The sequence below is a fragment of the Enterococcus hulanensis genome, assembly GCF_005405485.1.
Lineage (GTDB): Bacteria > Bacillota > Bacilli > Lactobacillales > Enterococcaceae > Enterococcus_A > Enterococcus_A hulanensis.
The window spans coordinates 52,281-78,594 of record NZ_BJED01000013.1 but is presented as its reverse complement, the minus strand read 5'-3'; the positions used below and the strand labels follow the sequence as shown (position 1 = coordinate 78,594).

Here is a 26,314-nt window from a genome sequence, read left to right as displayed (position 1 = left end):
GATGTCTCGTTTATTACGTTTTCAATTAGTGCAGGCTCTGCGGCAAAAAGCCTTTGTGCTATACCTGCTCGCTTATGCCTTCATTATCACCTCCGAATGCCTGTCCTTTCGGCAGAATCCGCAAAATGATTTTGCCAAGGCCTATGCTGGCGGAAAATTCTTGATTTATTCGCTGCAGCTGCAGGCTGCTTTGATTGGCCCATTGTTCTTTTTATTGTTGGCTGCTTTTGCGATCAACTTGGAAAAGACCGCGGGAACTTTTCATTTACCGTTATTGAATGGTCTTTCTAAAAAACAACTTCTTCACAGCAAGCTGCTTTATTTAGTTATTTTGATGGTTAGCAGCGTGCTGATGATGAGCCTTTTTGCCTTTTTCGTCAGCGGTTTGTTGAATGGCTTTGACTTCGTTCTTCTCGACATCAACCAAGCCCTTGGCAACATTCTTTTGACGCTTGTTCCGCTATTGACCACCTGCATCGCCGCCGTGCTGTTGTGTCTTTATACGAAAAATGTCGCGCTTACGATGGGAATCGGCTTGCTGCTTCTTTTGGTGGACAATCTGGTGAATCAGTTTATGGCAGGCTTCGTTTCAAAGTTTTCCTTTCTATTTTATAATTACGCCTTTTCGCTTTATAATGGACGTCCGCTTCCAGCTAAGGAGCTGCCGCTGGGGATTGGCTTGAGTATTGGCTATGGATTGCTCTTTTATTTTTTAGCGCTGAGGAGAATCCAGACCATGGAATACTAAAAATCATGCTTAAGTTGGACGCAAAAAGAGCCTTTCTTCGTTAAACTAGAGAAAAGCCTTGAGGAGAAAAGACAATGTTAGAAAACTCGATCGGAAAATACATTAAAGAATTACGCACAGCCCAAGGTCTGACGCAAAAAGAACTGGCTGAAAAAATTTTTGTTACAAATAGTGCCGTCTCAAAGTGGGAGCGCGGTCTGGGCTGTCCAGAAGTCCAAACATTTCCCCTGCTGGCAGCTGCTTTGGACACCACCGTCGAAGAACTGATCCAAGGTGGCCCGAATCCCGCCGCAGAAGATCTGTCGGAAGAAATAGTTCAAGAGAAAAAGCCTTCAACTGGCTTGAAAGCTAAAAGAGGAAAGGTCTTCTTTTTTACTGCTTCAATCCTTTCTACTGCTTTTTTTCTAGTGATTATTTTGATCAACACCGTTTTAAATCTGGATTCTGGTCTTTTGAGCGTATTGGACATCGTTCAACCGCTGACGGTCGCTTGGTTAGCGGCGACCAGTATTATCGGCTTCATTCCGTGGTTGTTTTTCTATTTAATGGATCGTTGCCAACCAGCTGCTGAATAAACACAAAAAGGGTGAGATAGCTGCTATAAACAGCTATCTCACCCTTTTTTTAAACGATATCGCCTGCGGACTCTTTGCCCCAATGCGCTTTCTTTTCAGCGTCGCCGCGGTAGCTTTCGACATGCTCCCATTTTTCCGGGTCCTGCTGATAGGTGCTGAAGTCCAGCTCGTCAACGAGCCATTTTTTCTGATCCTCGTCGTAAACAAACGAAGTGATGGCATTTTGCTTATCAGAGGTCAGGGTCTCATCGATCCCGACTTCTTCCACCAGCTTCATTGAACGCTTGAGATCAGTATATAGATCTAATTGAACCTTGGTCTGACTCGCATTCACAGCGATCGAATCGCAATCAATCTTGACTGTTTGAAATTGCTGGTCAAAGCTTTCCAGATAAGGCTCCAGCTCTTCAAAACTGGCTTGCAGATTTTCCTTGTGCTCTTTTGAAGCGATCAGGCTCGATACATTTAAGCCGTCGCGAATGCCTTCATTCAACGAATCAAAATAATTCACCGCTGATGCCAGCAAATGCTTTTGGAATTTCGGATTGTTCTCATACAGGTGATTTTCTTTGACTGTTAGTCGCTGATCCTCTGCCTTGAGATCGACCGTTTCTTTTTCCTTTTTTGAACCGAATTTTGGATGGGCCATTTCGTAAGCGACCTTATACTTTCCCGGTAAAAAGGGGCCAAAGGTGTACTTGTTCCAGTCCTCGACGTATTCGCCGGAAATCTCCTGTGCTTGGATCTCTGCCCGAAGTTCGGTTCCCTTAGGCAGCTCGATCACCAAAAAGCGAGCATTCGGATAGACCTGCGCCGGTTTTAGAAAAGAAGCTCCTTCTTTAATCGAAAAGTTCTCCTCATCTTTTAACAGCTTGACGACTTGCTCCTGCTTCAGCTTTTTCAGCTGCTGGTAAAATATGTTTCGTGCATCCTTTGAAATCTTTTTCTTGTTTGAATACCTCGGCATGTACTGTTTGACTGCCGCTTCATCATTTTCGATTAAAGCAGCCGCAAGCCGATCCACCGTGGCATCCTCACTATTTTTATAACTGGAATAGCTGATAAAGCCAAAAACAATTACCACAAGGAGCGCAATAATTGCCAGCGTTCCAGTCTTTCTAGTCATCAAGTCCGCCTCTGAAGGCCGCTTTCATAGATTGGAAATAATAGTTTCGGCTTTCGTTGGCTGAGTTGATCTCCCATTTGCCGTCTTTTTTCACCAATTTCACTTGGTAGCCTTCACCGTTCATATTGCTATCGGTGTTGATCGGCGTCTCGTTGATTTTGCCTGGCAATTCCTGCAGCAGATATTTTTCCGCGTCACGGTAAACACTGGTGTAGTCGGTGTATTTGCCTTCATTTTCCTCTACGAATTTATCGGTGATCGATTCTGTGTCCACATCATCTAAAAAGACCATTTCCGGACGAACGTAGATCATCGCTGATTCTGGGAAAAATTCCTTGAAGCTGTAAGTCACTTTGCCCTTTTCAGCATTGGTCTGCTGAATCTGAGTGATGACTTTATCCAGCTCGGCCGTAGAAGGCTCGTAATCTGAGAATTCATCCTTCAAGCTGTTGCTGCTTTCTTCTTTGAAGGCTTTGCGTTCTGCTTCCACATCATTGGCTAATTCAAGCTTTCCAGCCGCCTTCTTATCTTCTTCCTTCACTTCATCGGAGCCATAAAAGACCTTCGTCACGTATTGGCTCATCAGCGCCTGTACTGCCTTGGTGTCATCGCTGTATTTCTTCGTATTGAGCTTCAGCTCCACACCTTCGTCTTTTTCATCATCTGAGTAATACATTGGTTTGTAATGCAGTTCGTATTCCGCATCCTTCTTGACTTCAAATACCAATGGTTCAGTAAAACTCTTATCTTCGGATAAACTTTCGCTGCTCATGACCTTAAAGTTGTCTTCGGAATCATAAACATGCTCTGAAGAAACCTTTTTCCCGTCTTCATCATACAAAGCAAAATCACTAGACGACACGTCTAATTTGTCCTTCGATTTGTTTTTTACTTTGATGTCCAGTGCCAGAAAGCCTGTCGTATCATCAACCTTTTTCCCATCAGGGATGATATAGCTTCCTCCTTCGACACTCAATTCAACCTTCGATGATTGCGCCGAATTCTCCTTTTTCTCCTCTTTTTTTGTCTCGCCGCCTGAGCAGGCAGCCATCGTCAACAACAAACTGCTTAGCAAAACAAACCCGCTGAATACCCTAAACTTCTTCATGCGTTTTCCTCCTATGTATTTTATTTTTAAGCGTATAAAAAAACACTTATTATCCATATGATATACGGAAATAGTCTTCTCCGTCAACACGGTTAAAGAAATTAACAACAAGTCTATCGATTTTAAAAAAACAAATAGAATTAATAGAGGAAAATGTTAAATAAAGATCTTATAATATTTAAATCTATTTAATTTGTCATTTTCCTTTTCAATTTCCATCAACTAAATAAAGAATTCACCCGCGATTTCTTAATTCTCAACCTGACAATTAAAGAAAGCTGATGTTTATTTGATGCTTTATTTTTTAGGAAAATAAAAGTGGCAGTTTTTTGGAGGGGGGGTTGTTGATTTTTGTACGGAGTGAGACTCGCAGCTAACTCCTAGTTTGGAGAACCTTTTTCCAGAACCGGGAAAAAGGCTCTTATTGTCGTTGCGCATACCATTCTGCTAATCTTGCTAAAGCAAGAAGTGGGACTCGCAGCTAACTCCTAAGTTTGGAGAACCTTTTTCCAAAACCGGGAAAAAGGTTTTTATTGTCGTTGCGCATACCATTCTGCTAATCTTGCTAAAGCAAGAAGCAGAACTGGTAAAAAGAACCAGGAGCTGCGGGCTCCCGGTTCTTGCGGTCGGTCTATTAATGAACCAATTCTAATTGGCGTAGGGCTTTGTAGATGCCGTCTTGGTCGTTTGTGTCGGTTACAAGGTTGGCTGCTTCTTTTACGTGATTGGCGGCATTCCCCATCGCAACACCGGTGCCTGCCAAATTCAGCATCTCAATGTCATTGTTGCCATCGCCGAAAGTGACGATGTTTTCTGGTTTGATGCCGACTTTTTTAGCTAATGCTAAGATCGTTTGCGCTTTTGAGCCAGGATTTGGAATGATATCGACACTATTTTCGTGCCAGCGAACCAAACGAAATTCTGGAAAGGCTGCTTGAAACTCTTCGTCCATCGACTGGTCATAAAAGGCACAGCCTTGGTACACTTCATGCTGAGAGAAATAATCCGGTTCATAAGCTGGTGCTTGTTGTCCGAAAGAGGCCATCGCGTTGCTTACTTTTGCCCCGTCAAAGTTCGTCACACGTCCAAACGAATCTAATCCAAAGAGCATAATGTCAACATTGCGCTCACTTGCAAAATCGATCATTCGAGTCACGGCGTCGCGATCAAGGGTGTGCTTATACACCTGCTCATGATCCAAAAATCCAGCCGAACCATTACAAATAATGTAATTCGTACAACCTAATTGATGAATCACATCACCAGCCAACAAGCGGGAACGTCCCGTCGCAATAGTCACTAAATGTCCAGCTTCACGCAATACCTTCAACGCCTTCATCGTGCTGTCCAAAGGTTTTCTTTGGCTGCTCAACAAGGTACCATCAATGTCTAGTGCGATTAATTTTCTTTCCAAAATTTATCTCTCCATTTATATGTATTTGCTGCCCTCACGTAGGGCTAACTTACTTAATGAATGCTGCTGCATAAAATTCTTTACCCAATCAGGATTCACTTTGCTATAATCTCGCAATGCCCAGCCGATCGCCTTCTGGATAAAAAACTCCTCCGTCGTCAAATCTGCCAAGATCGCTTGCGCCAATAACGCTGGATCGGTCTGCTCCTTAAACAACAACTGCAAATTGATCGCAACGCGCCGATACCAAAAATTCTCGTGCTGATAGAAAAACGCGTAAACCTGCTTGAGCTCCGTCGGGTGCGCCAAGACCCACGTTGCAAAAACTTTGCGCCACGCATCGATACTGTCCCACCAGCTTTTTTCCGCCAATAAAGGCAGCAGTTCCGCAAGGTCCGCCAGTGAAAATCGCTGAATGTTCTTCTGCGCCAGATCGATCGCATAATACTGGTATTCCCGCTCATCTTTATGATAATTACGGAAAATCTCTTGGATCAGCTCCGGCAGCGGCAGGGTCAGACTTTCCTTTAAAAAAGGTCGTTCCAACAGGGCTCGCTGCGGTTTTTTAACACCGCAAAAAGGAAATAGATCTTTCATGTAACGTGCCATAGGTTCGGCAAGTTCTGGCTGCTGCGGAAAAATCAAAGGTTCCATGCATTCCTACCTTTATTGTAGAGAAGTTTCAGAAAATTTGCAAAAACTTCTCCCTTAATTTTCATTCAATTTTTTTGCTGTCTTTGAGAAAAAGTAATCGTTTTTTGTCAGCACCCCACATTTAACACATTTTTTTCAAAAATGCAACAGCTTGACTTGACTCTGCGTGCGCTTTTCCGTTATACTGACGTTTGTGTAAAATAATGCAGCAGAGAAATAATAGCCCGTCCCCAGTTCGTTGCCAGTATTGGTTCAATTGTGTAACCGCGGCTGCGAAGGTGAAGATTGAAGAACGAACTACACGGATATGAATTTTTCAACGGATTATTTTACTCCAAAACAATTTATTGGAGGAATTTTTAATGTCACGTTATACAGGACCATCATGGAAACAATCTCGTCGTCTTGGTATCTCATTATCAGGAACAGGTAAAGAATTAGCACGTCGTCCATACGCTCCAGGTCAACATGGACCAAACAGCCGTGGAAAGAAATCTGAATACGGCTTGCAAATGTCTGAAAAACAAAAATTACGTTTCATCTACGGATTAAACGAACGTCAATTCCGTAACTTATTCGTACGCGCTAGCAAAATCAAAGAAGGTAAACACGGTGTTAACTTCATGATCTTACTAGAACGTCGTCTAGATAACGTGGTTTACCGTCTAGGTTTGGCTTCAACTCGTCGTCAAGCTCGTCAATTAGTTAACCACGGTCACGTAACTGTCGATGGCAAACGTGTTGACATCGCTTCTTATGAAGTAGAAGTTGGCCAAGTTGTCGGTATCCGTGAAAAATCTAAAAACATGATTACTGTGAAAGAAGCAGTTGAATCAGCAGTTGGTCGTCCAGCTTTCGTAAGCTTCGACGATGAAAAACTTGAAGGTTCATTATCTCGTTTACCAGAACGTGATGAAATCAACCCAGAAATCGACGAATCATTAGTCGTTGAATTCTACAACAAATTAATGTAAGACTTCTTACAGACACTCAAGTCCTTGGTTATCAAGGGTTTGGGTGTTTTTTTGTGTCATAGATGGACTCTGGAAATACCAAAAAGAGCAGGCTCTTTACTCAAAAGTAAGAGAGCTTGCTCTTAGTTATTTCATTTTTTGTCGAAACTCAACTAGCTTAGCATCCTCTTCTGATTTCCATTAACCAGAAAAGAGCTTTGTAAACTGAGTTTGTGACTGCAAAAGAAAAGTGAAAGGACTAAAAGTTTTTTATGTTGTTTCTCCATCCAGAATCTCCTCCAGAATTCGCAAATGCACTTGGCGCAAGGTATCTAATCCTATTCCGCCATTCCTTGGATAATCGTCACGAAAGAAATATCGTCCATTTGTGCATAGGGTTTGATATGAGCTTCCTGATTCATTCCATAGCTGTCTGTTTTAACCTTAACGACTTTCCCGATCACCAGATCTGCTGGGGAATTTCCGCCTAGACCGGAAGTTTTAACAACATCGCCTTCCTTAATATCTTTTTCTCGGCTGAATTGTGAACCAATCAATTGCTCGGCCTCTTCATCGTATTTATTCAGAACGCCTAAAGAATCTCCGTTCTTTGAACTGATTTTTATAGAAAAATGATTGCTGCTTTTATTGTTAGAGGTTAATAGCCGGATTTTGGCTGAATGGGCATCCACATCCATCACGCGGCCGATCAATCCTTTTTGCGACATCACCGCCATATTCTTTTGAACCCCGTCGTCACTCCCCTTGTCCACGATCAGCGTATCCTGCCACGTTTTAGGAGAACGAGTGATAACCGTGGCGGAAACCTTTTCATAATTTGCCAGTGTTTGATTTAATTCCGCCTCCGCTTTTAATCGTTCAATTTCTTGTGCTTGATTCTTCGCCTGCTGCTTTAGATCATCGGACTGATGAACCTTGTTTTTTAATTTTTGATTTTCTTTGTACGTACTGGTCAGATTAGAAACGGATTTTGTGCGGTTGTTAAGCCACCGTTTTGGAGCAGTGATGACTTTATTGACGGATGCGATCGTGTCGTTGACCACCGCTTGAACGGTATTTCCCTCACTGTTCTTGGGCTGATATATCGCTATAATCGAGACAATCCCCACAACGATAATAACAATCGGTATAATGATATTCTTCTTACTGGTGCTAAACTTTCTCACTTAGGAACCTCCGAACTCTGCTATATAGAATGGATTTTACCAGTAAACGGTGGGATTAAGAAGCGCGAATGGTAGATTTTTGCTGATTTTGGTTTCTTTTTTTAGTGAAGAAGGACTTATTTATCGGCAATGTCCTCAGCTGCTGCTCAGTAGTATAATTACTTTAAGGAGTGATTGAAATGAAAAAAGCAGAAACGGTTGAAACGACTGCTACTATCGAAGAGGTCGTGACCGTCGCGCCAGAAAAAGTTGTCGTTGGGAATGCAAAATTCGCCATCGTCTCTTATGTAATCGATGGCATCAAACACATCTCCCAAAAAAGTATTACTGTTCCATTAGGGTATCAGGTCGGCGACACGGTAAAAATCAGATATGACAAAAACGATCCAACGAAGATCAAGAGGATATCACCACGCTTCGCATAATGTTCTCCAATTACTGCTCAGCATATAGACACAACAAAACACCCGCAGCCTTATTCTCAGGGCTTGCGGGTGTTCTTAATGATTAATAATCCAATTTCTTCAAGCGCAGTTTTGCGGCAGCTTCGTCAATAAACTTAATCGTGTACAGCTGAGCGATATCTTGCTTTAAGTTTTCTGTTTTTGAATCTTCTTCAAAGAAATTAATTACACGTAGAACACCGCGTGCCCCAATGATCCCGATCCGCCAGAGCCTAAGTCAAAACCTGTCTCTGCCATTTCAGAAACCTGACTGCGTTTGATTTCCTTCAAAAGTTCGCGTAAATCGCCTTTAACCAGAAACTCTTCTTCCTGCTCCTTCACTCGTTGTCTCAGTTCATTCGCATCTGTCACTTCATACAGTTCTTGGCTGTCACGGATATTTTTCAAATCCGCCAAAAGCTCATCAGAGTTGACGTTCAATTCTTTTGCCAGTGTGTCTAATGTTTTGGCTGAATACTTCTCCGGATCTCTTTTACTGATCCTAGCTAATTGCGCTTCCGATATTTTTCCGCTTTTTAAAAGATCGATTATGGCTAGTCCATGCTTTTGTAAATAAATAGCTAAGACATTCTTCACAAGATTTCCTCCTTTTGCCCTACTCTGCCTAAAGTCGATAACGCAAGCGATTGATCAATAGACATATCGCAAAGATCCCTAAGTCTACACCAACGGATTCAAGGTGCAAACTTCTTTCGCCTAGCAGATAAATCGCTAATCCTGGTGTTACAACTAGATTGATATCTTGTCCGGTTTTATTAAAATGAACCACTCGGATAATCATTTGCACGATGTGTAAAAGCACGATTATCACAAAGCTCATCGCCATGGCATCAAAGACGATTTTTCTTACCAGTTCATCGTTCTTCTTAAATATTTCTTTGATTAAAAAATAAAGTGATGAACCCATTGCATACGTAGACAGCAATGCGAAAATCAATAGTGCACCACTAATAAAAGCATTCACTCCCGTTACTCGGAAAAAACTCATCTATTCCTTCTCCCCCTTGTCTAAATAAAATATTTCGTCAAAAGGCATCTCAAAATATGCCGCGATTTTCAATGAAAGCTCCAAACTAGGATTGTATTTGCCTTTTTCGATCGCTGTCATTGTTTGACGCGAAACATCTAATGCCTCCGCCATTGCTTTTTGCGGAATCTTTTTTTCTTCTCTGATTTTTCGAATATGATTTACAACGCTCAAGTCCTTCGCTCCTAGTAAAGATATCTTTACTAAATGATAAGCCATTGACCTCGGGGAGTAAAGCGGGAATTCCCCAGCGGTGGGCTCTGCGAAATCTTTTATGGTCCGCTTGTTGACGAACGTTGCCTGATCAATGATAATTACTAGATGATACTGAATGAAAAAGGAAAAGGGTGGAGAAATGAAATATTGTCCCAACTGCGGTGCGGAATTACGAACGGATGCGAAGTTTTGTCCGGCCTGCGGTTATAGCTTAGAACAAGGTGCGCCAACTGAAGACGGCAGCAGCAATCCCTTCGTTCAAGCAACTACCAACGAACCATTTGAATTAGAATTAGAAAAAGCGGAAGGCTTGAATATCACACGGGCGGAAATTAAAAAGCATGCTCAAAAGAAATTATCCGGCAGATATGGTGAATGGTGCAAAACGATTATCCTGCTAATTGGCGCGAATATCGTTGCAGGGTTTATTTTCCAATTCGCCTATGTGCGCTTTTTTACCAGCAGCCTTTTTAATCTATTTAGTCCTTATGATTATTATGAGTATTACGACTACGGCTCCAGCTACGCTCGTCCGTTTTCTGGTGTTTCAATCCTATGGTGGTTCTTGGTGATGATTGCTGCCTTGATCCTGATGTTTTTGATCTCGGCATTGTCTACGGCTGTCCTGCAATGGTGCGCGATTCATACATTGAGAGGCAATCGGGCGGATGGTTTGCAGATATTTGCTTATTTCCTCAAGGCACAAAAAAATCGCGTGCTGAAAGCAAACGTCTTGATCGCGATCTATACCTTCCTTTGGTCGCTGCTGTTCGTCATTCCGGGGATCGTAAAAAGCGCGTCCTACGCCATGACCAATTACCTATTGGAAAAGGATGACACATTGACCGCTTCGGATGCGATCTTGTTGAGCCGTCAAATCATGCACGGCTACAAAATGGAATTTTTGATCCTGCGTTATTCATTCTTCTTCTGGAATATGCTCGCTGCCTTCCAGCTCACGAATTTCTATGTCATGCCTTATCAAAACGTGACGGAGATTCAATTTTTAGATACGCTCTATGAACATTTTGTAGAGCAGCATGTTGAAGCCTAAGCAAAAAAAGATCTGACATCAAGCCGATGTCAGATCTTTTTTTATAGCTGTTGTGCGGCTTCCTGATCCAAAATCACTGTTAAATTAGGAAGTAAGCGCAAATAGGATGCTGGAAAGTTTTGATCCAACGGACCAGTCAAAGCGCGTTTAACCGCTGCCGCTTTAGAAGTGCCGTTGACAATCAATACGACGCGTTGCACTTTTAACAAACTAGGTAATCCAAGGGTGTACATATAATCTGAGTAATTCCCCTTCAAGCCTTCTTGATACGGAGCATTCCACGGAAAATCATTGGTTAATTTGACCCGATAAACGGCTTTATCGAATTGTGTACATTCAGGCATGTTGGCACAAAAATGACCATCATCTCCCATCCCGATCACCATCAGATCCAAACCGCCGGCAGCAGAGATCAATTCTGGAAAGTTACTATAATTCTCATCCTGCATCGCCACAATCTGTGATTCGGCAATCTTTGCTGGTTCAAAGAAAGACTGCTTCAGCCCATCAAAATTATCAAAGCCGACTACTTGGCCTTCTTGATTTCTGATTGGTGTTTCATCAAACGTATAATAGTGAATATTGGTGAGTTCTCCTAAATGACTCATTTTTTCCAGCAGTAATTCATACATTCTTTTGGGTGTACTGCCGGCAGTCAATGACAGGTTGACTTGCTTATCCTGCAGCATGGTACTTACCACGATATTGGCGGTCAGTTCGCTCAACTCTTCGTAGCTGTTAACGATTATTTTCTTCATGGACTTTACTCCGATCAAAATTTTTTTTAAAAAGCCGAAAAATCTTTTTTGATAAAATGTATTGCGCTTGAATCGTCATCATCGTATCTTGAGCATGGCTGAATAAAGGGGAATATTGGATTTCTTCTCCCGCAGCTTCGCTTTGGACGATTTCCGTTTGATAGCCGTGCGCCTGATTCAATAATTTACTGGCGATCGCCATTTTTTCTTCTGCTTGTTCAAATTCCTCATTTTCTAATAGATCATACGCTTCCATCAATGCCGTTCTTGCATCCCCTGCGTAAAGAATCATATTCATTGATACCTGCACGATTGCATCCTTATCCATCATTTCTTTCTGCCTCCAACATCAGTTCTTGCTTATCATACGCCTGTAAAAATGGATACCAGATTATCGCCGCAACTACTAAAACCACAAGTGCCAAAAGAATTGCTTTGAAATCTCCGGTCACGAGGTACGCTTGGATCGGAGTCGGAATGAACCAAAGATTGAATATCTTATCTGGAATTGACACCCAGCCAAATCGCAGGACAAAATAGACAATCGTTGTCGCTACAAAAGAATTGATCCAAAACGGAATCATCAACAACGGATTCAACATGATCGGTGCTCCAAATACGATCGGTTCATTAATATTCAAAATACTTGGAATGATCCCGACTTTTCCGATTGCCTTCAAGCGGCCTGATTTAGCAAACAATAATAGAATAGCTAACGGCAGCGTGACACCCATTCCGCCAAGAGTAATCAAGCCTTGCACGACTTCTCCTGTATTGATGTTCACTGCTGCTAAGCCTTGGCCTACAAGCTGTGTGTTTTCTGAAATACCAGACAATTGGATCGGATAAAACAATCCGTAGAGCAGCCACGGACTGATCCCGAACGAATACAGAATCGTCGTGACAAAAACATAGGCCAGCAATCCTAAATAGCTTTGTCCGAAGCTAGTCAAAGGAGACAATGCGGTAGTTAACAGCGCCAAGAAATCAATATGGGCAATAAACACGACCAAGTAGCCGCAAATCAAAATGACCAGGATCGGTAAAAAGGAATCAAAGCTGGAGACGATATAATCCGGAATTGTATCGTTGTTTTTGAAGAAGCTCATTTTGCTCATTAAAATAAAAACCATAGCAGTAAACAACCCGGCAATAATTCCTAAGAACATCCCGCCTGAACCAAAATTTTCACCTGTAAAAATCCATTCGCCGTTTTCGCCAAAAGTCGGTGTAATAAACATTAGATAAAGGCCCACATTCGCGATTCCCGCCAAATTTTTCTTATTATCCATTTTTTTCCTTTGAAGAATGAACACCGGAAAAACAAAGGCTAACGCCAAGCCAATGATGCCGAAACTAAATGAACTGATCGGCGATAAATCCGGCATAGCAGGAAAATAGTTGTTCAAGATGGACAGTACCGAAATAACTGATCCCACGAGCGTCAAAGGCAGGGTACTTAAAATGGCATCCTGCAAACTAGAAACCCACACATTCCGCGACAATTTTGTTGCGAAAGGAGCAACTCGCTTATTTACAAACTCTACAAAATTTTGCATGATTATTCCTCCAACATCTGAAGTACTTTATTAACCGCTCGTGCACCATCCAGCGAACCGTAGATATCATTTTCGATAACAGACAACTTCACATTGGTTCCTGCGATTTTTTCTGTTGCTTCATCCAGCAGGTATCTTAAATGTGGGCCCAGCAACAAGACATCGATCTCATTTTTATAGTTGTCGATATCGCCTTCACTTCGCGCAAAAATGTCCATTACAATTCCTTTTTTCTTAGCTGCCTTTCTCATACTGCTGGCTAAGAAACCGCTGCTTGCACCGCCGCCGCACACCAACATAACTTTGATTTCTTCCATCTGAATCACTCCTCATCTTTTAACTTGCCTTCACTTTAGCACGCTTTTTAGGATTAATTAATCTGACTTTTGCACCACCTTAGTGCAAAAGCGGCATAGCTAATTTGGGCGAACAGACGATATAATAGTATTAGATAAATAATGGACAATTAGGAGAACCGCTATGATTGAAAAACATTTGAAGATCCTCCTATTACTAGATGAAAGTAATGAATGGAGGCCCTCTAAAAAAATCGCCCAGCGACTAGGCTACTCGCAGCGTTCAGTGAAGAACTATATCCAGCAGATTAATCAATTATTTTCTGAGGCGATCATTTCCTCTAAAAAGGGCTACCGGCTAAACACCGCTCAACGTGAAAAAATCTTTCAGTATTTCGACATTGAGCCGGTCCAGACCTTCCAAAGTATTGAGAGCCGCCGGAAATACCTCTTGCTTAACCTGCTGAAGACGACACAGCCATTAAATATTTTTGATTTAAGCGAACAGCTCTATACAAGCGTCACAACGGTGAAAAAGGACATTCAAGCGCTTAATAATGAGATCGATGAATACAATATTAAGATCGTATCTGCCGGAGATTATTTAAAAGTCATCGGAGAAGAAAATGAAAAGCGCCGTACCTTCATTGATCAGGTATATGGCGATACGGATTCGTTGATTCTGACGGAGGAGACGATCCAGCAGCTCTTTCCAGATCTGAAAATCTTTGAAATGAAGACCTTAATCAATAATAGTCTCGTCGATAATGATTTGTTCGTTGACGAATATGCCTTAATAAGCATCTTGCTTCATGTCACCTTGTTTATTGAGCAGATGCGCGGCGGGACAAATTCGAGTAATGCAGCTAAGATTGTGATCTTAGATGAAAAACTCTACGATATATCTAAGCAGTTGGCCGCGGCTTTGCAGGATTTTTTGAAGATCGAGATTGAAGAAAGCGAGATTTATGAGATCTATATTTTATTGCTGGCGAAAACCTCTACTGCCGAGCAAAAAAGAGTCACTCGTGAGGATATTGAAAGTTTTGTAAATGATGAGACGATCGTTATTGTAGAAAAAATTCTTTCTTTTTTGAAAGACTTCTATGTCATTGATCTAAAGGATGAAAGCTTCTATATTCCATTTGTTTTGCATATCAACAGCTTGCTTACCCGAGCACGAGTGGGGCATTTTCTAAAAAATCCTTTATTGACTTCAATAAAAAATGGCCAGCCCTTTATCTATGAGCTGGCGGTGTCGGTCACAAGCATCATTAGTGAGTTTACTCAAGTGAAGATATCTGATGATGAGATCGGCTATATTGCACTTCATTTAGGCGGCGCTTTTTCTAAGGAAAATCAAAAATACCATAAGCTGGTTTGCGCCCTGCTGGTTCCTGAAGTCCGTACCTTGGCACCCGATCTGAAAAAGAAGCTGGAATCACAATTTAACGACACCATCTATATCGAACGTGTGTATACGACTAATTTTGATCAAAGAGAACTAGCTAATTTCGATTTGATCATCTCAACAATTCCTATCAGAAATTTTGACTCTAGTACACCCGTTGTTGCCATCACACCCTTTTTTACAAGTGAGGATCAAAAGAAAATATATTTTAAAATCGATGAGATCAAGCTAAAAAGAACCTATCAGGATTTCAAAGACAATCTCAACCAAATCGTGGATAATAAATACTTCATGAAGAATACAGTTTTGAAAACCAGAGAGGAAGTCATTGAGGTGGTTGCGGACATCTTAGTGAATGAAAAAGTCGCCCAAGAGGATTTTAAAGAAAATGTACTTGCCCGTGAAAGAATGTCTTCAACCGCCTTTAACAATATTGCAATTCCCCATACCTTCAAGATGAATGCACTACAATCAAAGATGTACATCATCGTCAGTGAACGTGCCATCAGCTGGGGGAAAAAAGACTTTGTTAATTTGGTTTTTCTTTTTGCAATCAGCGAACAAGACAAACAGATCTTCTACAATGTATTTGAGATTCTCTCTTTGCTCTTTGCCAATGAAGAAAACACGCTGGAAGCAGTCAATAAAAAGAATTTTGCTGATTTCATTAATTTCCTGCTGCATCAAGAACAAAGTCTGATTGAATAAATTCGGGCATAAAAAAGACGCTAGCATTTTTTGCTAGCGTCTTTTCTTATTTATTCTCCTTCTCCTGTCGTCCTTGATAAATCTGCTTAAAGACATAGACTGCGATAAACAACGCGAACATGCTCAATAAGCCAAACAGGATGGTTTTCGTGCTGCCGGTCAGATTACTGCCGACATACGAGTACACGATTGTCGCCGGCAGTTGTCCGATCCCTGTTGCGATCAAAAAGGGGATCGGCTTGATCGCCGTCAGTCCTGCCGCATAGCTGATAAAGTCAAAGGAGATAAACGGCAGCAGGCGGCAGATCAAAATCGTGTGCTTGCCGTAACGATCAAAATACGCGTCCAGTGTATCCAGTGAAAAGTTTTTGTTCAGCCGTTCCACTAGATCTCGGCCTGCGATCCGCGCGATATAAAAGCAGACCAGCGCCCCCGCCATCGCACTCGTCCATGAAAGCAAGGCGCCCTGCCACCAGCCGAAAACGGCCGCATTGGCAAAGGTGATCAAAAAGGCCGGCAACGGCGCGATGATCGATTGGAACATCATCAGTAGAAAGGAAATGACGACTGCCCAAACACCAAAGGAGCGCAGGTACCCTACGATACTCTCGACACTCATGGAACGAAACAGCATCAAAACCTGCGTGACCTTCGAGCGGATGCCCGGAACGAAGTAAAAGCCAACCACTGCCAGCAAGATCAACACGATCAATACGATCCGCGCCAGCGTGCGTTTCTTTAATTTAGCCATTATTTTTCTACGTCCTCGACTTTTGCCCAACGATAGTATGAGCCGTCATAGTTTTTCACCTGCTTGAAGCCGCACATGTCCATCACTAATTCCATGTAAGCCGAACGAATCCCTGCGGTACAATAGGTCACGATTTGATCGTCCTTGGCTAGTCCAGCGTCTTCAAAGAGCTTCGTTAAGTCTGCTTTGCTCTTCAAGGTGCCGTCTTTTTTGAATAGATCAGTAAAAGGCAGATGGATCGCGTCAGGCAGGTGTCCGCCTTTGGCTTCGCCGTACATGACTTCGCCTTTGTATTCTTTGTCTTCACGAACGTCGACGATCTTGTAGTCATCATAGTCCTTTTTCAATTCGTCGGTCCGAATAATATGCTTCTGATCGATCGAATCGATTGTGACCTCAACGGGATCAAGCTTCGTACTTTCAATCGCAGTTTTTAGTCCTGCTTTTTTCAAAGCCGCAAAGCCGCCGTCGACCATTTTGACATCCTTGTAGCCCGCTGCCAATAATTCCCAAGCAATCCGGCCATCATCGCCCCAGCCTTTTTGCGCGCCAGCAAACAATACAACTTCTTTGTCCTTTGCGATACCCAGCTCGCCTAAGCGTTTGGCAAGCTCAGCCGGTTCCAGAACCAAGCCCCATTTTTCATCGCCGGAGGCCCCTTCTTCAACAGAAGCCAAGTTCTGCCAACCGATCGCGGTCGCACCCTTGACGGTCCCTTTATTCGCTTCTTCTTCGCCGCGGGCATCGATCAAAATAATCTCATCCAAATTTTTCTTCACGTAATCGGCATTCACGATGTAGTCGCCTGTAAAAGCGGCGGAATCTTTCTTTTCTGCTTTGGTCGAATCGGTCGTTTCACCGCCGCCACCGCAAGCCGCTAAGCCCAAAGTAACGAACGCCAGCAGTCCAATAATTGTTTTTTTCATCATCTTCTCCATTCATTTGTCGTTTTTGTTGACTCCGACGTTCCTGTCGAAGTCCAGGAATCTCCTTCTTTTTGCGCCGCGATCCATCAATCTGACGATGATTTTCGCTGCACATGTCAAATGACACAAAGAAACATACCCCACTATGTTCCCAAACGACTTCCCTTCAGTATGATTAGACTGATGATAAAAGAAGCTTCGTCGGGGAGGAGAATTTTAAATTCACATTCTTAGAGACTCTAAGGCAGAGTGCTACTCACAATCACCGATGAAAATTCAAAATGCTCCCTCCCCTCTTGCTCGTTCTTGCCCTTATTAAAGTATATAAAACGCTTTATCTTTTTACAACACGTCATTAGTCAAGTTCGCGCAAGAATACCTCTGGTTCCTTGTCAGATTCACTGTCCAAATCGTCGGCAACAGCTTCAAAGCGAAACCCTTTCAGCTTCATCCCGGCTGAGTATTGCTCAAAAAGCAAATCGATCTTTTGCGTCAGCTCCAGCTTTCGAGCAGCCGCTTCATCTGGCAACAGCCGTTCGAGCGCTTGGATTCCCTCTGCTTCTTCACTGTCTTTGGCGCTTTCTTCCCCAAACAACACCGTTTCGATGGTTTCGACAAACTTTGCATCCAGCACCTGCTTAAAGATCTCGATTCCCGCTTCATCAAAAATATTGCTGGTGGTCAAGCGTTCCAGTGCCTGACGGATTTTAGTTCCCGATTCCTCCGGCTCCACCTGGTCAAAAGACCAGCAATGGGTTTTATTCTCGCCGTTTTTAAAAGTTGCGACTATCTTTCTCATTTTTCATCCTTCTTTACGTTTTATTTTAAAAAATAGCGTTCCGCTACTTTTTACCCCTTTTCTTGAGGAACTTAGCGATTTTCTGGCTAACCTTTCGCTCATTTCGCCCCTCCTCGATCTGCTCCCGCGTTTTTTCCAAATAGCCTTCCTTACTTTTACGACTGCCCTTGGCTGACTTCGACGGCTTTTGATTGCTGGCTCGCTGGTTCTTATCAGACTGAGTTGCGGTTGTCGGCGTCTTCTTAGGCGCAGCACCGCTTGGTGATTGCGCCTTGTTCGGATCGCCAGCCGAGCGGTCTTCGTTTGGAAGGGCATCACTAGCTTTTTGTTTCCGTTTTGTATTCTGCATCACTTTTCCTTGAGCCACTTGTTCCGTTTCCGTCCCACTGTTGACAGAGCCTTCCTCACCAGCTTCTTCCTCCTCTTGCCCTTCTGCGTAATGCAGATCAGCCACGGTCGCATGACGAGTAAACTCGACGAACTCGGTAAACTTGCGAACACCGTTCGTTTCAAAAATCGACAGCAGCGGAAGAATCTTTAATGCCCCTGCAAGTTCTTCGTCACTCTTCGTCGGATGGGCGTTTTTCAAGGTCCACGTATGTTTGCGGCCATTCGCCCCCATGAAGACAGATTTTAGAATGAATTGATGATTCGCCAATTCATCCGTTCGGGTCGGATCTTTTTCCTTCAAATAGCCTCTATATAAATGAGCCTCCTCGGTAGCAGCCAGATAATCCTTTTCATTCTTATACAAACGCGCAACGACCGTTTTCCATTCAGCCGCGTCAAAATAACCTTCAAAAAAGGCGCTAAAACGGCGCAGTGCCTCACTAGGCTCCCCGCTAAGAAAGATCTCTCGGATCAGCTCCCAACAAATCAAAGAAAAACCAGCAGCAGACAAAGAATCCCTTACAAGGACCGTGATCACGTACTCGATCACCGTCGAAGCATCCTTTTTCTCGCTGTATAGATTGATGATTCGTTTTTCAAGGTTACCTGTCAGCATATTGAATAATTGTCTTTGGCCTAGTCGTTGCGTTTGCATATACTCTCCACTCCCTAATTTATGTATTTATCTTTCTGACGAAACGTAAAACCAATCGCTTATTTTTTCGTCAGCACCCCTTAAATGCGCTTTCATTTTTAAGAAAGAAAATCTTATAAATAAAAAATAACTCTAATTTAATAAAAATACTATCTAAATTTTGAAGATTTTTGATTCATTTTTATTCATATTTATTAAGTTTTTGGCGATTTTTTTCGCAAAAAACGCCCCGAAAAAGCAGGATAAAGTCTACTCTATCAAGGGTTTGCGGCTCCTTATTCTGCTATAATCATAGTGACTAAAAAAGGCTGAAGGAGATGGTTGTAGTGAGGGGAAATGATGTCAGGATCGGCGCCTGCCTATTAGTTGGCGATATGGAGACGATGGTTCGTTTCTATCGGGATACCTTGGGATTTCATACGGAATGGTCTGGTGGTGATTTCGCAGCATTCGAGACAGCAGGTGGTGAGCTTTCTTTATTCATGTATAGCAGGAAAGCCTTCGTGCAGGCAATCGACGAGAGCTATATTCCGCCAAAAGGAATTAATCAAACCTTTGAAATCGCTCTTTGGCTGCCGCGCTTTGCGGACGTAGATGCTGAATATGAGCGGCTGTCCAAGCTGGACCTCCAATTTCCCACTGGCGAACCTATGACCTTTTCTTTTGGCATCCGCAACTTTTACGTTGCCGATCCAGAAGGAAATCTGCTTGAAATCGGGAGCCTGAATGAAATGTAAAATCAAAAAGCCGCCAGATATCCATTAAAATGGGCACTGATAAAAAGATCCTATTATCTAGAATATTTTTATCGTACAATCAAACAAATGGTCAAAAACCGACATTGCTGGAGGGCTGGGAGATGAAAACTAAAAAACAAAAAGAGCTGATTGATTCATTTTTGTTACCGCTTGGAGCCGAAGATCAAGCGTTATATCGTGAGATTGTTGTCTATTTATCTGAACTCGGTTATAACCCGAAAAAAGAACGGTCGCATATTTCGTTTAAGCATAGCTTGCACAATAAGCAGATCGTTAAAATAGGCAGGAAGAAAAACAAGGAAGGAGCACCGTTTCTTGCTTTACGATTTTCAGCTTGCAGAGAGTATTCGCAAAAGTTTGCGGAGGTTGTTCGTACCGCTATCAACAAATTTCCCAGTAAAACAGCCAAATGCTTAGACAGCAAGTGTGACTATTGCGCTGGCGAGCCTGAATCTCATGTATATACCTATACCTTTTCTGATGGAAAGACCCAATCACACTGCGGTGCCCAAGCACTTGAAATACCGAATATTACCGCAGAGAGTTTAGCCGAGATCAAGCAACTCATCGAAGAAGAACATGAGTATTTGATAAAATACGAAGCAAATAACTGAAAAAAACGCCAGTAAAACAATTGTTTACGGGCATTTTCCTATTGATTCTATTTAACGTAACAAGGAAACAATATCCTTTTTCGCCGCACTCTTAGCCGGCAGCCAGCTAAAGACGATCCCGATCACGACCGACAAGCCAAAGGCCAGTGTCACCGTGAACAGATCCGGTCGTACCGCCAGCGGAGTAAACATACTGATGACAAAGCCTAACAGCATCGCGATCAGGTAACCGATCGTGCCGCCGACTAGGGTCAGTGAGATGCCCTCCAGCAAGAATTGCGTCATGATGTTGCCTTTCGTGCCGCCCATCGCTCGGCGGACACCGATTTCTTTCGTCCGTTCCGAAACAGAGATGTAGATCATGTTCATCACACCGATCCCTGAGATGAAAAGCGAGATGCCCCCGATTACTGAGATCAGCAAAGTAATACTCGTTAAAAGCATCCGCAGCTGATCCACCTGACCGGCTAAATCTTCCGCTCGATAGCTGCCAAAATCTTTCCAAGAGCCGTATTTCTTCAACGTATTCTCTGCTTCTTTTGATACGCTTTTAATATTGGCGTTTGACTTCATTTTGACTTGGACCATGCTGTGATCTTCCGAATCAAAATAGTTTTCAAAAACATTTATCGGCACCTCAGCCATGACGTAATTTTCCTGCGTCCCGATGATTCCGCCGGTTTCGCGGTCCTTCATGATTCCCACTACTTCAAACAAATGCCCGCCAACCTTGACACTTTGGCCAATCAGCGCTTCCGGCTGTTCCTTTTTCAGTGATTTAGCCGCCGTTTGGTCGAGGACCACTACCGGATTTTCATTGTAATAATCACTAGAACGGATAGGGCGGCCGTAAACGACTGGACTGCCTTCATCTTTAAGTAATTTGAAGCTGTTGCCGCGACCGTCATTGGTTGCGTCATCAAAGATTTCATCGGCATATCTTGCCCCATTTTGGGAATTATTAAAATACTCAACAGATTCCACCCCTGAAATGCTTTCCAGCCGGTTCAGGTCTTCTTCGGTAAAAACATCCAAGCCGCTTTCGGTGAAGGTCTTATCCGTTGGAGTAAAGGTATACCCCACGCTATTGTCAAACTGATCCAGCCCAATAAATTCAGAAGCATAATTTTCAAACGCCCGGCCGATGGAAAAGACCGTAATAACCGAGGAGACACCAATGATCAGCCCGATCATGGTCAAAAAGCTCCGCCGTTTGTTTTTGCCGATGGCCTTGAAGGAGGTTTTCCAGACTTCACTAAACCGCATGTGCAGCACCTTCTTCCAAGATCTCGCCATCTTTTACGGTGATGACCCGCTGGCAATATGCCGCAGCATCAGGGTCATGCGTCACCATCAAGATCGTGACGTTTTCTTCTTTGTTCAATCGGGTAAATAATTGCATGATTTCTTCCGAGGTATGACTGTCTAACGCCCCCGTCGGTTCATCTGCTACGATAAATTTTGGATTGCCGACGATGGCTCGGGCAATCGCGACCCGCTGCTGCTGTCCGCCTGAAAGTTGCTTCGGCAGCTTATTGTATTTATCCGCGATCCCGACCTTGCGCAATGCCTCCATGACTAATTTCTTGGTTTGCTTTTGCTTCATGCCGCCGTATAACAAGGGCAAAGCCACGTTTTCCATCACCGTATTATTGTCGATCAATTGAAAAGCTTGAAAGACAAATCCAACTGATTTATTACGCAAAGCCGACAGCTTCTCATCGTTAAAGCGGTACGCATCTTGGCCTTCGAAGCGATAGGTTCCCTCAAAATCACCATCCAAAAAGCTGATGGTATTGATCAATGTGGACTTGCCTGAGCCCGAGGGTCCCATGATCGCGACAAATTCATGTTCATCGATGGTTAAATGAATATCCTTTAAGACGTGGATACGGACTTGATCGGCCGTATAGAACTTGTTGATATTTTCCATTACAATCATTCAACCGTCACATCCATCCCATCTTTCACTGACTTGGCATCTTTGATGATTTTGTCATGTTCATTTAACCCGTCATGTAAAAGGTAATAGCCGCTGCCCTTTTCGACCGTTACGGTCTGTTTTTGCGCCTTGTTCTTAGCTACTGTATAGACGAAGTATTCGCCGTCTTTTTCCACCACACTCTTTAACGGCAGATGGATCTCATTGCGGGGGATCAATAATTCGACAGAATAACCAACCGGGATCGCTTCATCAGGAACCGCGGTAAAGTTATAAGTCACTAAGCTGGTTTTTTCCTCTTTTTCAGGCTCGTTGTTCATTTCAGCAATCGAAGTGACTTTTCCGTTGACTGTTTTTTCGTTATTGGCATACTTGATTTCAATCGGTTCATTCAAGGCAACCTTCGAACGATCGTATTCTGTCACGGTTCCCTTAATCGCTGATTCTTCACTCTTCAGAACCATCAAGGCCTGCTGCGGATCATTTTTCGCATCCTCATTCAAAGCAGTCACAACAGAATCATTCGCCGCACGGATCACCTCGCCCCAACGATAGGTGACTAAAATAGTATCCTTGGCAACATGATCGCCCTCATTTACATGGATCGTCTGAACGGGTCCTTTTTCAGTATCAACTAAAACGGTTTGCTTTTTCGTAGACTGGACTTGGCCTTTCAAGTGCAGCGGTGTCTGCTTGCTGACTTGATACATTTCTACTGCTGGATCTTCTTTGGCCTTGGCTTGGGTATTTTGATATAAAAAGAAGCCCGCCCCCGCAACCACTAACACTCCGATACTGATGATAATTTTTTTCATTTTTTTTATTCCATTCCTTCCATTGCAAAATTATCGTACACGTTCTTTACTCTTTAAAGTCTAGAGGAAAGTACAGCGAACGACTTCCAACGAAAGTGCAAAAAACAGCTAGTCCTTTAGACCGAAGAACATTTGTTGTTTTTATGTCCGGATTATTTATAGCTGCGAAAAATCTGGACAGCAAAAAGCCGTTAATAAGATTGCTCCTATTAACGGCCGTTGTCTATTTATTCTGATTGATTTCCTTTTTGACACGTTCATTCATTTTGCGTTTTAATTCATTGATCCGTGTTTTGGCTTGGATCTCATGGAGCATCGTTTCCGCAAACTCTCCGACATCCTCTCCGACTAAATCCAGCACCGGCACCTGATTGCCGGCTCCTTCTTTGAAGAAGTCTAATAATCCATACATCGGCTGCAGCATATCCATGCCATCCCCCGAAGTAAACTCCCACAAGAAATTCTGAATTTCCTTATAGACCACTTGATACTCATGCGGCAGTTTTTTCAGCTCTGCCATCTGTTCCTTGTACTCAGCATTATCAGCGTGCAGCTGTTTGAGATAATTAAAAACATTTTTATTCTTCATCGTTTTTGCTCCCCTTTAGTTTGTCGATTTGACCTGAAATAAACGCCCAGCGCTGCCAAAACAAGGCCAATTCTTTTCTGCCTGCATCATTCAATGAATAGAACTTGCGCATAGGTCCTACCGAAGATTTCTTCTTCGTCACATTGACCAACTCTTTCTTTTCCAATCTCAATAAAACTGTATAGACGGTTCCTTCAACAATATCGTCGAACCCGTATTTCTGTAAATTATTTGTGATCTCATAACCGTAAGTTTCGTGTTGATTGATAATTTCCAAGATCATCCCTTCAAGCACGCCCTTTAGCATCTCAGTAATCCCGTTCACCGTTATCACCCTTCCCAATTAGTACATTACCGCAATTTTTTTCGGTAGACATATATAGATAATACTTGGAAAATCACGATTGCGCCAATACACCATGCAAAAGCGAGCCAAATATCGGAGGGAATCACGCCATCTGTTAAAATCGAACGCAGGGTATTGATGATCGGAGTCATCGGCTGATAATCGGCAAACCCGCGTAAAATTTTAGGCAATGTTTCCGTTGGCACAAAACCAGAGCTGATAAACAACAGACCAATCAGCAAATAAGAAAAGGCAATCGCGGTTTCATTGTTCTTCGCGATTAAGCCAAAGAGAACCGCGATCCACGAAAGAGCATAGGTCGCTGCTAATAACAATAACAGCGCCATCACCCAATCCAGCACATCCGCTTTTGGCCGAAAGCCGATCAAAATACTGCTGAGCAGCACGACCATCGCCGAAATAAAATTAAACACAACACTGGTCACTACATGGCTGTTCAATATGGCTGATTTAGCGATGGGCATCGAATGGAATCGCTCGAAGATCCCATTTTGAATATCGCCATTTAAACGAAACGCCGTATAACCAACGCCGCTAGCCACCGTAAACAATAAGATCGCCGGCACAATAAACCCTTTATAAACCTCCTGCGGAATCGTCATCGCTCCGCCAAAAATATAGATAAACGCCAGCATCAGCATGATCGGCATCAATACCACCGTCATGATCGTATCAACACTGCGGGTCATGTGCTTCATCATCCGCCCTGTCAATGTCATCGTATCTGAAAATACCGTCATTTTCCTTCCTCCGTTCTGTTTTCGACAATCATAAAGAAGACATCATCCAAGGAAGCCCGCTTTTGGGTAAAGGTCAAAATCTCGAGCTTCGCTGCCTGCAATTGATTTAAAATCATCGTGATCTTTTCGACCTTATTATCCGTGGCAACATTCAGCGCCAGCAATTCCTTGTTTACTTTTCCGCCGATAAGCGCCTCAGCCGCTGCCAATGTCTCTTCATCTGCAAAGGTCAGCTCCAGCGTTTCTTTCGGTAAATGCCTTTTGACCTCCGCTACACTGCCCTGCAACGCAATCTTCCCGCGATTTAAAATCGCTACGGTATCTGCCAGCTGCTCTGCTTCTTCTAAATACTGGGTCGTTAGAAAAATCGTCACCCCGGATTTTTTCAGCGTGCGGATCATTTGCCAAAGGACGGCCCGCGCCTGCGGATCAAGTCCCGTCGTCGGTTCATCCAAAAAAAGAATTTGCGGCGGATCGATCAGACTCATCGCCAAATCCAGTTTGCGGCGCATCCCGCCCGAATAGGTTTGTGCCGGGCGATCTGCTGCTTCTTGCAAATCAAAGACCGCCAACAGCTCATCGACCTTTGACAAATAATTTTTCAAATGCCGCAGCTTTGCGATCAAAACTAAATTTTCCCGTCCCGTTAATACCTCATCGACTGCCGCAAATTGTCCAGTCAAACTAAACTTCTTTTGAACGGCTAACGCCTGCTGCGAAATATCCAAATTATCTATTTTAACAGAGCCCTGATCAGGCTTCAGTAAAGTGGTCATCATTTTGACAGTGGTCGTTTTCCCCGAGCCATTTGTTCCCAATAGAGCAAAAATACTTCCTGACGGTACTTGAAAACTGATTTTATCCAACACCTTGTGATTGGCAAAAGACTTTTCCAAATCAACAACTTCAATCGCTTCTTGCATGTTGTTCACCCTCTCAATAATTTCGGTACTCTGTATTATTAAGTACAGGTATACTGTAAGACTAAGTAGCTGAGTTGTCAACTACTTTGTGTTACTAAGTATTAAAAATTTCCTCTTTACATCTCGTTAACCATCTATTATACTTTCGTTAACCAAAATAAAATAATAAGTTAACGAAAGAGTGAGTCTATGAAATTAAGCAGTCGAGAAATTGTTTTAGCCGGATTATTTGCGGCAGTGATCAGTATTTTATCCCAATTCACCATCCCCTTTGGTCCGATCCCTTTGACCCTGCAAACTTTTGCGGTCGGTTTTGTGGTGACTATTCTAGGAAAGAAGACGGGGACTATTGCCGTTGCCATCTATCTATTGATGGGCATGATCGGTTTGCCGGTACTGGCTGGCGGTTCAGCCGGAATCGCCCATTACTTTGGTCCGACCGGCGGCTTTTTAGTCGGGTTTATCTTCCAAGCCTACTTCACCGGATTGATTCTTGAAAAAGCCGCCTTCAATTATTTTTGGTCGATCTTCGCCAATGTGATCGGTGCCTTTATCACCCTGTTTTTCGGGTCTTTATGGTTGAAATTCAGCGGAAGTCTGCCGTGGAATGCTGCTTTTTCAGCAGGCATGATCCCATTTATCCTGCCAGGCTTGATCAAAGCACTGGCCGCAGGTTATCTAGGTGTCCTGCTTGGTAAAAGATTGCCCTTTACTAATTTGGTGTATCGTTAAGTTTCCGATTATGGAAACTTTTTTTCTTGACTTTTTAATCAGGGTACCATATTAT

The 26,314-nt window shown here is 43.0% G+C and carries 32 protein-coding genes; 9 read left to right on the top strand and 23 right to left on the bottom strand.

Annotation, left to right across the window (positions count from 1 at the left end; genetic code table 11):
- Window position 1 precedes the first annotated feature (1 nt).
- Together FFR60_RS14705 and FFR60_RS22830 are read left to right on the top strand one after the other, a co-directional pair.
- Window positions 2–748 carry a DUF2705 family protein gene (locus FFR60_RS14705; protein ID WP_137664741.1) on the top strand — a complete coding sequence of 249 codons (747 nt, stop codon included), beginning with the start codon at window positions 2–4 and terminating at the stop codon, window positions 746–748.
- A 74-nt stretch (window positions 749–822) separates the two neighbouring features.
- The gene (locus tag FFR60_RS22830; protein WP_212741909.1) at window positions 823–1,323 is read left to right on the top strand and encodes a helix-turn-helix domain-containing protein; all 501 of its coding nucleotides are present in this window, start codon (window positions 823–825) and stop codon (window positions 1,321–1,323) included.
- Between the two features lie 49 nt (window positions 1,324–1,372).
- On the opposite strand, the gene FFR60_RS14695 is transcribed toward FFR60_RS22830, so the two are convergent.
- From FFR60_RS14695 to FFR60_RS14680, 4 genes are all read right to left on the bottom strand, one after another.
- Window positions 1,373–2,449: a YvbJ-related protein gene (locus FFR60_RS14695; protein WP_088933675.1), complete on the bottom strand. Its 1,077-nt coding sequence runs from the start codon at window positions 2,447–2,449 to the stop codon at window positions 1,373–1,375.
- The gene (locus FFR60_RS14690) at window positions 2,442–3,557 is read right to left on the bottom strand and encodes a DUF4352 domain-containing protein (RefSeq protein ID WP_137664740.1); all 1,116 of its coding nucleotides are present in this window, start codon (window positions 3,555–3,557) and stop codon (window positions 2,442–2,444) included. The genes FFR60_RS14695 and FFR60_RS14690 overlap by 8 nt, the downstream gene beginning before the upstream one ends.
- Window positions 3,558–4,191: 634 nt before the next feature.
- The gene (locus tag FFR60_RS14685) at window positions 4,192–4,971 is read right to left on the bottom strand and encodes a Cof-type HAD-IIB family hydrolase (RefSeq protein WP_088933677.1); all 780 of its coding nucleotides are present in this window, start codon (window positions 4,969–4,971) and stop codon (window positions 4,192–4,194) included.
- 15 nt (window positions 4,972–4,986) lie between these two features.
- Window positions 4,987–5,625 (bottom strand): DNA alkylation repair protein, encoded by a 639-nt coding sequence (locus tag FFR60_RS14680; RefSeq protein ID WP_137664739.1) that lies wholly within the window; start codon window positions 5,623–5,625, stop codon window positions 4,987–4,989.
- A gap of 362 nt (window positions 5,626–5,987) precedes the next feature.
- Between FFR60_RS14680 and rpsD the strand changes: the two genes are divergently transcribed.
- Window positions 5,988–6,599: a 30S ribosomal protein S4 gene (gene rpsD, locus FFR60_RS14675; RefSeq protein WP_088933679.1), complete on the top strand. Its 612-nt coding sequence runs from the start codon at window positions 5,988–5,990 to the stop codon at window positions 6,597–6,599.
- 317 nt (window positions 6,600–6,916) lie between these two features.
- Here the strand turns inward: rpsD and mreC are convergent, their stop codons facing one another.
- Window positions 6,917–7,765: a rod shape-determining protein MreC gene (gene mreC / locus FFR60_RS14670; protein ID WP_137664738.1), complete on the bottom strand. Its 849-nt coding sequence runs from the start codon at window positions 7,763–7,765 to the stop codon at window positions 6,917–6,919.
- A 179-nt stretch (window positions 7,766–7,944) separates the two neighbouring features.
- On the opposite strand from mreC, the gene FFR60_RS14665 reads away from it, so the two are divergent.
- Window positions 7,945–8,190, top strand: coding sequence for a DUF3592 domain-containing protein (locus FFR60_RS14665; RefSeq protein WP_137664737.1), 246 nt, complete (start codon window positions 7,945–7,947; stop codon window positions 8,188–8,190).
- A gap of 204 nt (window positions 8,191–8,394) precedes the next feature.
- Here FFR60_RS14665 and FFR60_RS14660 read toward each other — a convergent pair whose 3' ends face one another.
- Genes FFR60_RS14660 through FFR60_RS14650 form a run of 3 tightly spaced genes read right to left on the bottom strand, consistent with a single transcriptional unit; the run spans window position 8,395 to window position 9,430 of the window.
- Entirely contained in the window at window positions 8,395–8,805 is a 411-nt protein-coding gene (locus tag FFR60_RS14660) for a helix-turn-helix domain-containing protein (RefSeq protein ID WP_171004945.1), read from the bottom strand.
- A gap of 28 nt (window positions 8,806–8,833) precedes the next feature.
- A complete protein-coding gene (locus FFR60_RS14655; protein ID WP_088933683.1) occupies window positions 8,834–9,217 on the bottom strand; it encodes a hypothetical protein in 384 nt (127 codons plus the stop codon).
- Window positions 9,218–9,430 (bottom strand): helix-turn-helix transcriptional regulator, encoded by a 213-nt coding sequence (locus tag FFR60_RS14650; protein ID WP_088933684.1) that lies wholly within the window; start codon window positions 9,428–9,430, stop codon window positions 9,218–9,220.
- A 181-nt stretch (window positions 9,431–9,611) separates the two neighbouring features.
- Between FFR60_RS14650 and FFR60_RS14645 the strand changes: the two genes are divergently transcribed.
- Window positions 9,612–10,526 (top strand): DUF975 family protein, encoded by a 915-nt coding sequence (locus tag FFR60_RS14645; RefSeq protein ID WP_137664780.1) that lies wholly within the window; start codon window positions 9,612–9,614, stop codon window positions 10,524–10,526.
- A gap of 41 nt (window positions 10,527–10,567) precedes the next feature.
- Here the strand turns inward: FFR60_RS14645 and FFR60_RS14640 are convergent, their stop codons facing one another.
- Genes FFR60_RS14640 through FFR60_RS14625 form a run of 4 tightly spaced genes read right to left on the bottom strand, consistent with a single transcriptional unit; the run spans window position 10,568 to window position 13,160 of the window.
- Complete coding sequence (locus tag FFR60_RS14640) at window positions 10,568–11,284, bottom strand: 6-phosphogluconolactonase (RefSeq protein WP_137664735.1); 717 nt, start codon at window positions 11,282–11,284, stop codon at window positions 10,568–10,570.
- Entirely contained in the window at window positions 11,265–11,615 is a 351-nt protein-coding gene (locus FFR60_RS14635) for a PTS sugar transporter subunit IIA (protein ID WP_249355014.1), read from the bottom strand. Before FFR60_RS14635 ends, FFR60_RS14640 begins: the two co-directional genes overlap by 20 nt.
- Complete coding sequence (locus tag FFR60_RS14630; RefSeq protein WP_137664734.1) at window positions 11,605–12,843, bottom strand: PTS sugar transporter subunit IIC; 1,239 nt, start codon at window positions 12,841–12,843, stop codon at window positions 11,605–11,607. The genes FFR60_RS14635 and FFR60_RS14630 overlap by 11 nt, the downstream gene beginning before the upstream one ends.
- 2 nt (window positions 12,844–12,845) lie before the next feature.
- Complete coding sequence (locus FFR60_RS14625) at window positions 12,846–13,160, bottom strand: PTS sugar transporter subunit IIB (RefSeq protein WP_137664733.1); 315 nt, start codon at window positions 13,158–13,160, stop codon at window positions 12,846–12,848.
- Between the two features lie 163 nt (window positions 13,161–13,323).
- Between FFR60_RS14625 and FFR60_RS14620 the strand changes: the two genes are divergently transcribed.
- Entirely contained in the window at window positions 13,324–15,258 is a 1,935-nt protein-coding gene (locus FFR60_RS14620; protein ID WP_137664732.1) for a BglG family transcription antiterminator, read from the top strand.
- 46 nt (window positions 15,259–15,304) lie between these two features.
- Here FFR60_RS14620 and FFR60_RS14615 read toward each other — a convergent pair whose 3' ends face one another.
- The 4 genes from FFR60_RS14615 to FFR60_RS14600 all read right to left on the bottom strand — a co-directional run bounded on the left by FFR60_RS14615 (window position 15,305) and on the right by FFR60_RS14600 (window position 18,779).
- Window positions 15,305–16,009 (bottom strand): TVP38/TMEM64 family protein, encoded by a 705-nt coding sequence (locus FFR60_RS14615; RefSeq protein WP_137664731.1) that lies wholly within the window; start codon window positions 16,007–16,009, stop codon window positions 15,305–15,307.
- On the bottom strand, window positions 16,009–16,935 hold the full coding sequence (locus FFR60_RS14610) for a sulfurtransferase (RefSeq protein ID WP_137664730.1): 927 nt from the start codon (window positions 16,933–16,935) through the stop codon (window positions 16,009–16,011). Before FFR60_RS14610 ends, FFR60_RS14615 begins: the two co-directional genes overlap by 1 nt.
- Window positions 16,936–17,290: 355 nt before the next feature.
- Window positions 17,291–17,734, bottom strand: coding sequence for a DUF2922 family protein (locus tag FFR60_RS14605; protein ID WP_137664729.1), 444 nt, complete (start codon window positions 17,732–17,734; stop codon window positions 17,291–17,293).
- 43 nt (window positions 17,735–17,777) lie between these two features.
- Entirely contained in the window at window positions 17,778–18,779 is a 1,002-nt protein-coding gene (locus FFR60_RS14600) for a hypothetical protein (RefSeq protein WP_137664728.1), read from the bottom strand.
- Window positions 18,780–19,105: 326 nt separating this feature from the next.
- Between FFR60_RS14600 and FFR60_RS14595 the strand changes: the two genes are divergently transcribed.
- Both FFR60_RS14595 and FFR60_RS14590 read left to right on the top strand, forming a co-directional pair.
- Window positions 19,106–19,516, top strand: a complete 411-nt coding sequence (locus tag FFR60_RS14595; RefSeq protein WP_137664727.1) for a VOC family protein — start codon at window positions 19,106–19,108, stop codon at window positions 19,514–19,516.
- Between the two features lie 122 nt (window positions 19,517–19,638).
- Window positions 19,639–20,151 (top strand): hypothetical protein, encoded by a 513-nt coding sequence (locus tag FFR60_RS14590; protein ID WP_137664726.1) that lies wholly within the window; start codon window positions 19,639–19,641, stop codon window positions 20,149–20,151.
- A gap of 51 nt (window positions 20,152–20,202) precedes the next feature.
- On the opposite strand, the gene FFR60_RS14585 is transcribed toward FFR60_RS14590, so the two are convergent.
- The 7 genes from FFR60_RS14585 to FFR60_RS14555 form a co-directional block, all read right to left on the bottom strand.
- Complete coding sequence (locus FFR60_RS14585; protein ID WP_137664725.1) at window positions 20,203–21,417, bottom strand: ABC transporter permease; 1,215 nt, start codon at window positions 21,415–21,417, stop codon at window positions 20,203–20,205.
- Window positions 21,407–22,093 carry an ABC transporter ATP-binding protein gene (locus FFR60_RS14580; RefSeq protein ID WP_137664724.1) on the bottom strand — a complete coding sequence of 229 codons (687 nt, stop codon included), beginning with the start codon at window positions 22,091–22,093 and terminating at the stop codon, window positions 21,407–21,409. Before FFR60_RS14580 ends, FFR60_RS14585 begins: the two co-directional genes overlap by 11 nt.
- A complete protein-coding gene (locus tag FFR60_RS14575; RefSeq protein ID WP_137664723.1) occupies window positions 22,090–22,908 on the bottom strand; it encodes an efflux RND transporter periplasmic adaptor subunit in 819 nt (272 codons plus the stop codon). The genes FFR60_RS14580 and FFR60_RS14575 overlap by 4 nt, the downstream gene beginning before the upstream one ends.
- A 223-nt stretch (window positions 22,909–23,131) precedes the next feature.
- Complete coding sequence (locus tag FFR60_RS14570; RefSeq protein WP_137664722.1) at window positions 23,132–23,497, bottom strand: DUF1048 domain-containing protein; 366 nt, start codon at window positions 23,495–23,497, stop codon at window positions 23,132–23,134.
- The gene (locus FFR60_RS14565) at window positions 23,487–23,822 is read right to left on the bottom strand and encodes a PadR family transcriptional regulator (protein WP_137664721.1); all 336 of its coding nucleotides are present in this window, start codon (window positions 23,820–23,822) and stop codon (window positions 23,487–23,489) included. The genes FFR60_RS14570 and FFR60_RS14565 overlap by 11 nt, the downstream gene beginning before the upstream one ends.
- 26 nt (window positions 23,823–23,848) lie before the next feature.
- Window positions 23,849–24,604, bottom strand: coding sequence for an ABC transporter permease (locus tag FFR60_RS14560; protein WP_137664720.1), 756 nt, complete (start codon window positions 24,602–24,604; stop codon window positions 23,849–23,851).
- Window positions 24,601–25,527 (bottom strand): ATP-binding cassette domain-containing protein, encoded by a 927-nt coding sequence (locus FFR60_RS14555; protein WP_137664719.1) that lies wholly within the window; start codon window positions 25,525–25,527, stop codon window positions 24,601–24,603. Before FFR60_RS14555 ends, FFR60_RS14560 begins: the two co-directional genes overlap by 4 nt.
- A 189-nt stretch (window positions 25,528–25,716) precedes the next feature.
- On the opposite strand from FFR60_RS14555, the gene FFR60_RS14550 reads away from it, so the two are divergent.
- Window positions 25,717–26,259, top strand: coding sequence for a biotin transporter BioY (locus tag FFR60_RS14550; RefSeq protein ID WP_088933697.1), 543 nt, complete (start codon window positions 25,717–25,719; stop codon window positions 26,257–26,259).
- Window positions 26,260–26,314: the final 55 nt, after the last annotated feature.

Excerpts from the sequence above, each read along its gene's own strand:
- FFR60_RS14705 (WP_137664741.1), top strand. The coding sequence starts at position 2 with ATGTCTCGTTTATTACGTTTTCAATTAGTGCAGGCTCTGCGGCAAAAA.
- FFR60_RS22830 (WP_212741909.1), top strand. The coding sequence starts at position 823 with ATGTTAGAAAACTCGATCGGAAAATACATTAAAGAATTACGCACAGCC.
- FFR60_RS14695 (WP_088933675.1), bottom strand. The coding sequence starts at position 2,449 with ATGACTAGAAAGACTGGAACGCTGGCAATTATTGCGCTCCTTGTGGTA.
- FFR60_RS14690 (WP_137664740.1), bottom strand. The coding sequence starts at position 3,557 with ATGAAGAAGTTTAGGGTATTCAGCGGGTTTGTTTTGCTAAGCAGTTTG.
- FFR60_RS14680 (WP_137664739.1), bottom strand. The coding sequence starts at position 5,625 with ATGGAACCTTTGATTTTTCCGCAGCAGCCAGAACTTGCCGAACCTATG.
- rpsD (WP_088933679.1), top strand. The coding sequence starts at position 5,988 with ATGTCACGTTATACAGGACCATCATGGAAACAATCTCGTCGTCTTGGT.
- FFR60_RS14665 (WP_137664737.1), top strand. The coding sequence starts at position 7,945 with ATGAAAAAAGCAGAAACGGTTGAAACGACTGCTACTATCGAAGAGGTC.
- FFR60_RS14655 (WP_088933683.1), bottom strand. The coding sequence starts at position 9,217 with ATGAGTTTTTTCCGAGTAACGGGAGTGAATGCTTTTATTAGTGGTGCA.
- FFR60_RS14645 (WP_137664780.1), top strand. The coding sequence starts at position 9,612 with ATGAAATATTGTCCCAACTGCGGTGCGGAATTACGAACGGATGCGAAG.
- FFR60_RS14640 (WP_137664735.1), bottom strand. The coding sequence starts at position 11,284 with ATGAAGAAAATAATCGTTAACAGCTACGAAGAGTTGAGCGAACTGACC.
- FFR60_RS14635 (WP_249355014.1), bottom strand. The coding sequence starts at position 11,615 with ATGATGGATAAGGATGCAATCGTGCAGGTATCAATGAATATGATTCTT.
- FFR60_RS14630 (WP_137664734.1), bottom strand. The coding sequence starts at position 12,843 with ATGCAAAATTTTGTAGAGTTTGTAAATAAGCGAGTTGCTCCTTTCGCA.
- FFR60_RS14625 (WP_137664733.1), bottom strand. The coding sequence starts at position 13,160 with ATGGAAGAAATCAAAGTTATGTTGGTGTGCGGCGGCGGTGCAAGCAGC.
- FFR60_RS14620 (WP_137664732.1), top strand. The coding sequence starts at position 13,324 with ATGATTGAAAAACATTTGAAGATCCTCCTATTACTAGATGAAAGTAAT.
- FFR60_RS14615 (WP_137664731.1), bottom strand. The coding sequence starts at position 16,009 with ATGGCTAAATTAAAGAAACGCACGCTGGCGCGGATCGTATTGATCGTG.
- FFR60_RS14610 (WP_137664730.1), bottom strand. The coding sequence starts at position 16,935 with ATGAAAAAAACAATTATTGGACTGCTGGCGTTCGTTACTTTGGGCTTA.
- FFR60_RS14605 (WP_137664729.1), bottom strand. The coding sequence starts at position 17,734 with ATGAGAAAGATAGTCGCAACTTTTAAAAACGGCGAGAATAAAACCCAT.
- FFR60_RS14600 (WP_137664728.1), bottom strand. The coding sequence starts at position 18,779 with ATGCAAACGCAACGACTAGGCCAAAGACAATTATTCAATATGCTGACA.
- FFR60_RS14590 (WP_137664726.1), top strand. The coding sequence starts at position 19,639 with ATGAAAACTAAAAAACAAAAAGAGCTGATTGATTCATTTTTGTTACCG.
- FFR60_RS14585 (WP_137664725.1), bottom strand. The coding sequence starts at position 21,417 with ATGCGGTTTAGTGAAGTCTGGAAAACCTCCTTCAAGGCCATCGGCAAA.
- FFR60_RS14580 (WP_137664724.1), bottom strand. The coding sequence starts at position 22,093 with ATGATTGTAATGGAAAATATCAACAAGTTCTATACGGCCGATCAAGTC.
- FFR60_RS14575 (WP_137664723.1), bottom strand. The coding sequence starts at position 22,908 with ATGAAAAAAATTATCATCAGTATCGGAGTGTTAGTGGTTGCGGGGGCG.
- FFR60_RS14570 (WP_137664722.1), bottom strand. The coding sequence starts at position 23,497 with ATGAAGAATAAAAATGTTTTTAATTATCTCAAACAGCTGCACGCTGAT.
- FFR60_RS14560 (WP_137664720.1), bottom strand. The coding sequence starts at position 24,604 with ATGACGGTATTTTCAGATACGATGACATTGACAGGGCGGATGATGAAG.
- FFR60_RS14555 (WP_137664719.1), bottom strand. The coding sequence starts at position 25,527 with ATGCAAGAAGCGATTGAAGTTGTTGATTTGGAAAAGTCTTTTGCCAAT.
- FFR60_RS14550 (WP_088933697.1), top strand. The coding sequence starts at position 25,717 with ATGAAATTAAGCAGTCGAGAAATTGTTTTAGCCGGATTATTTGCGGCA.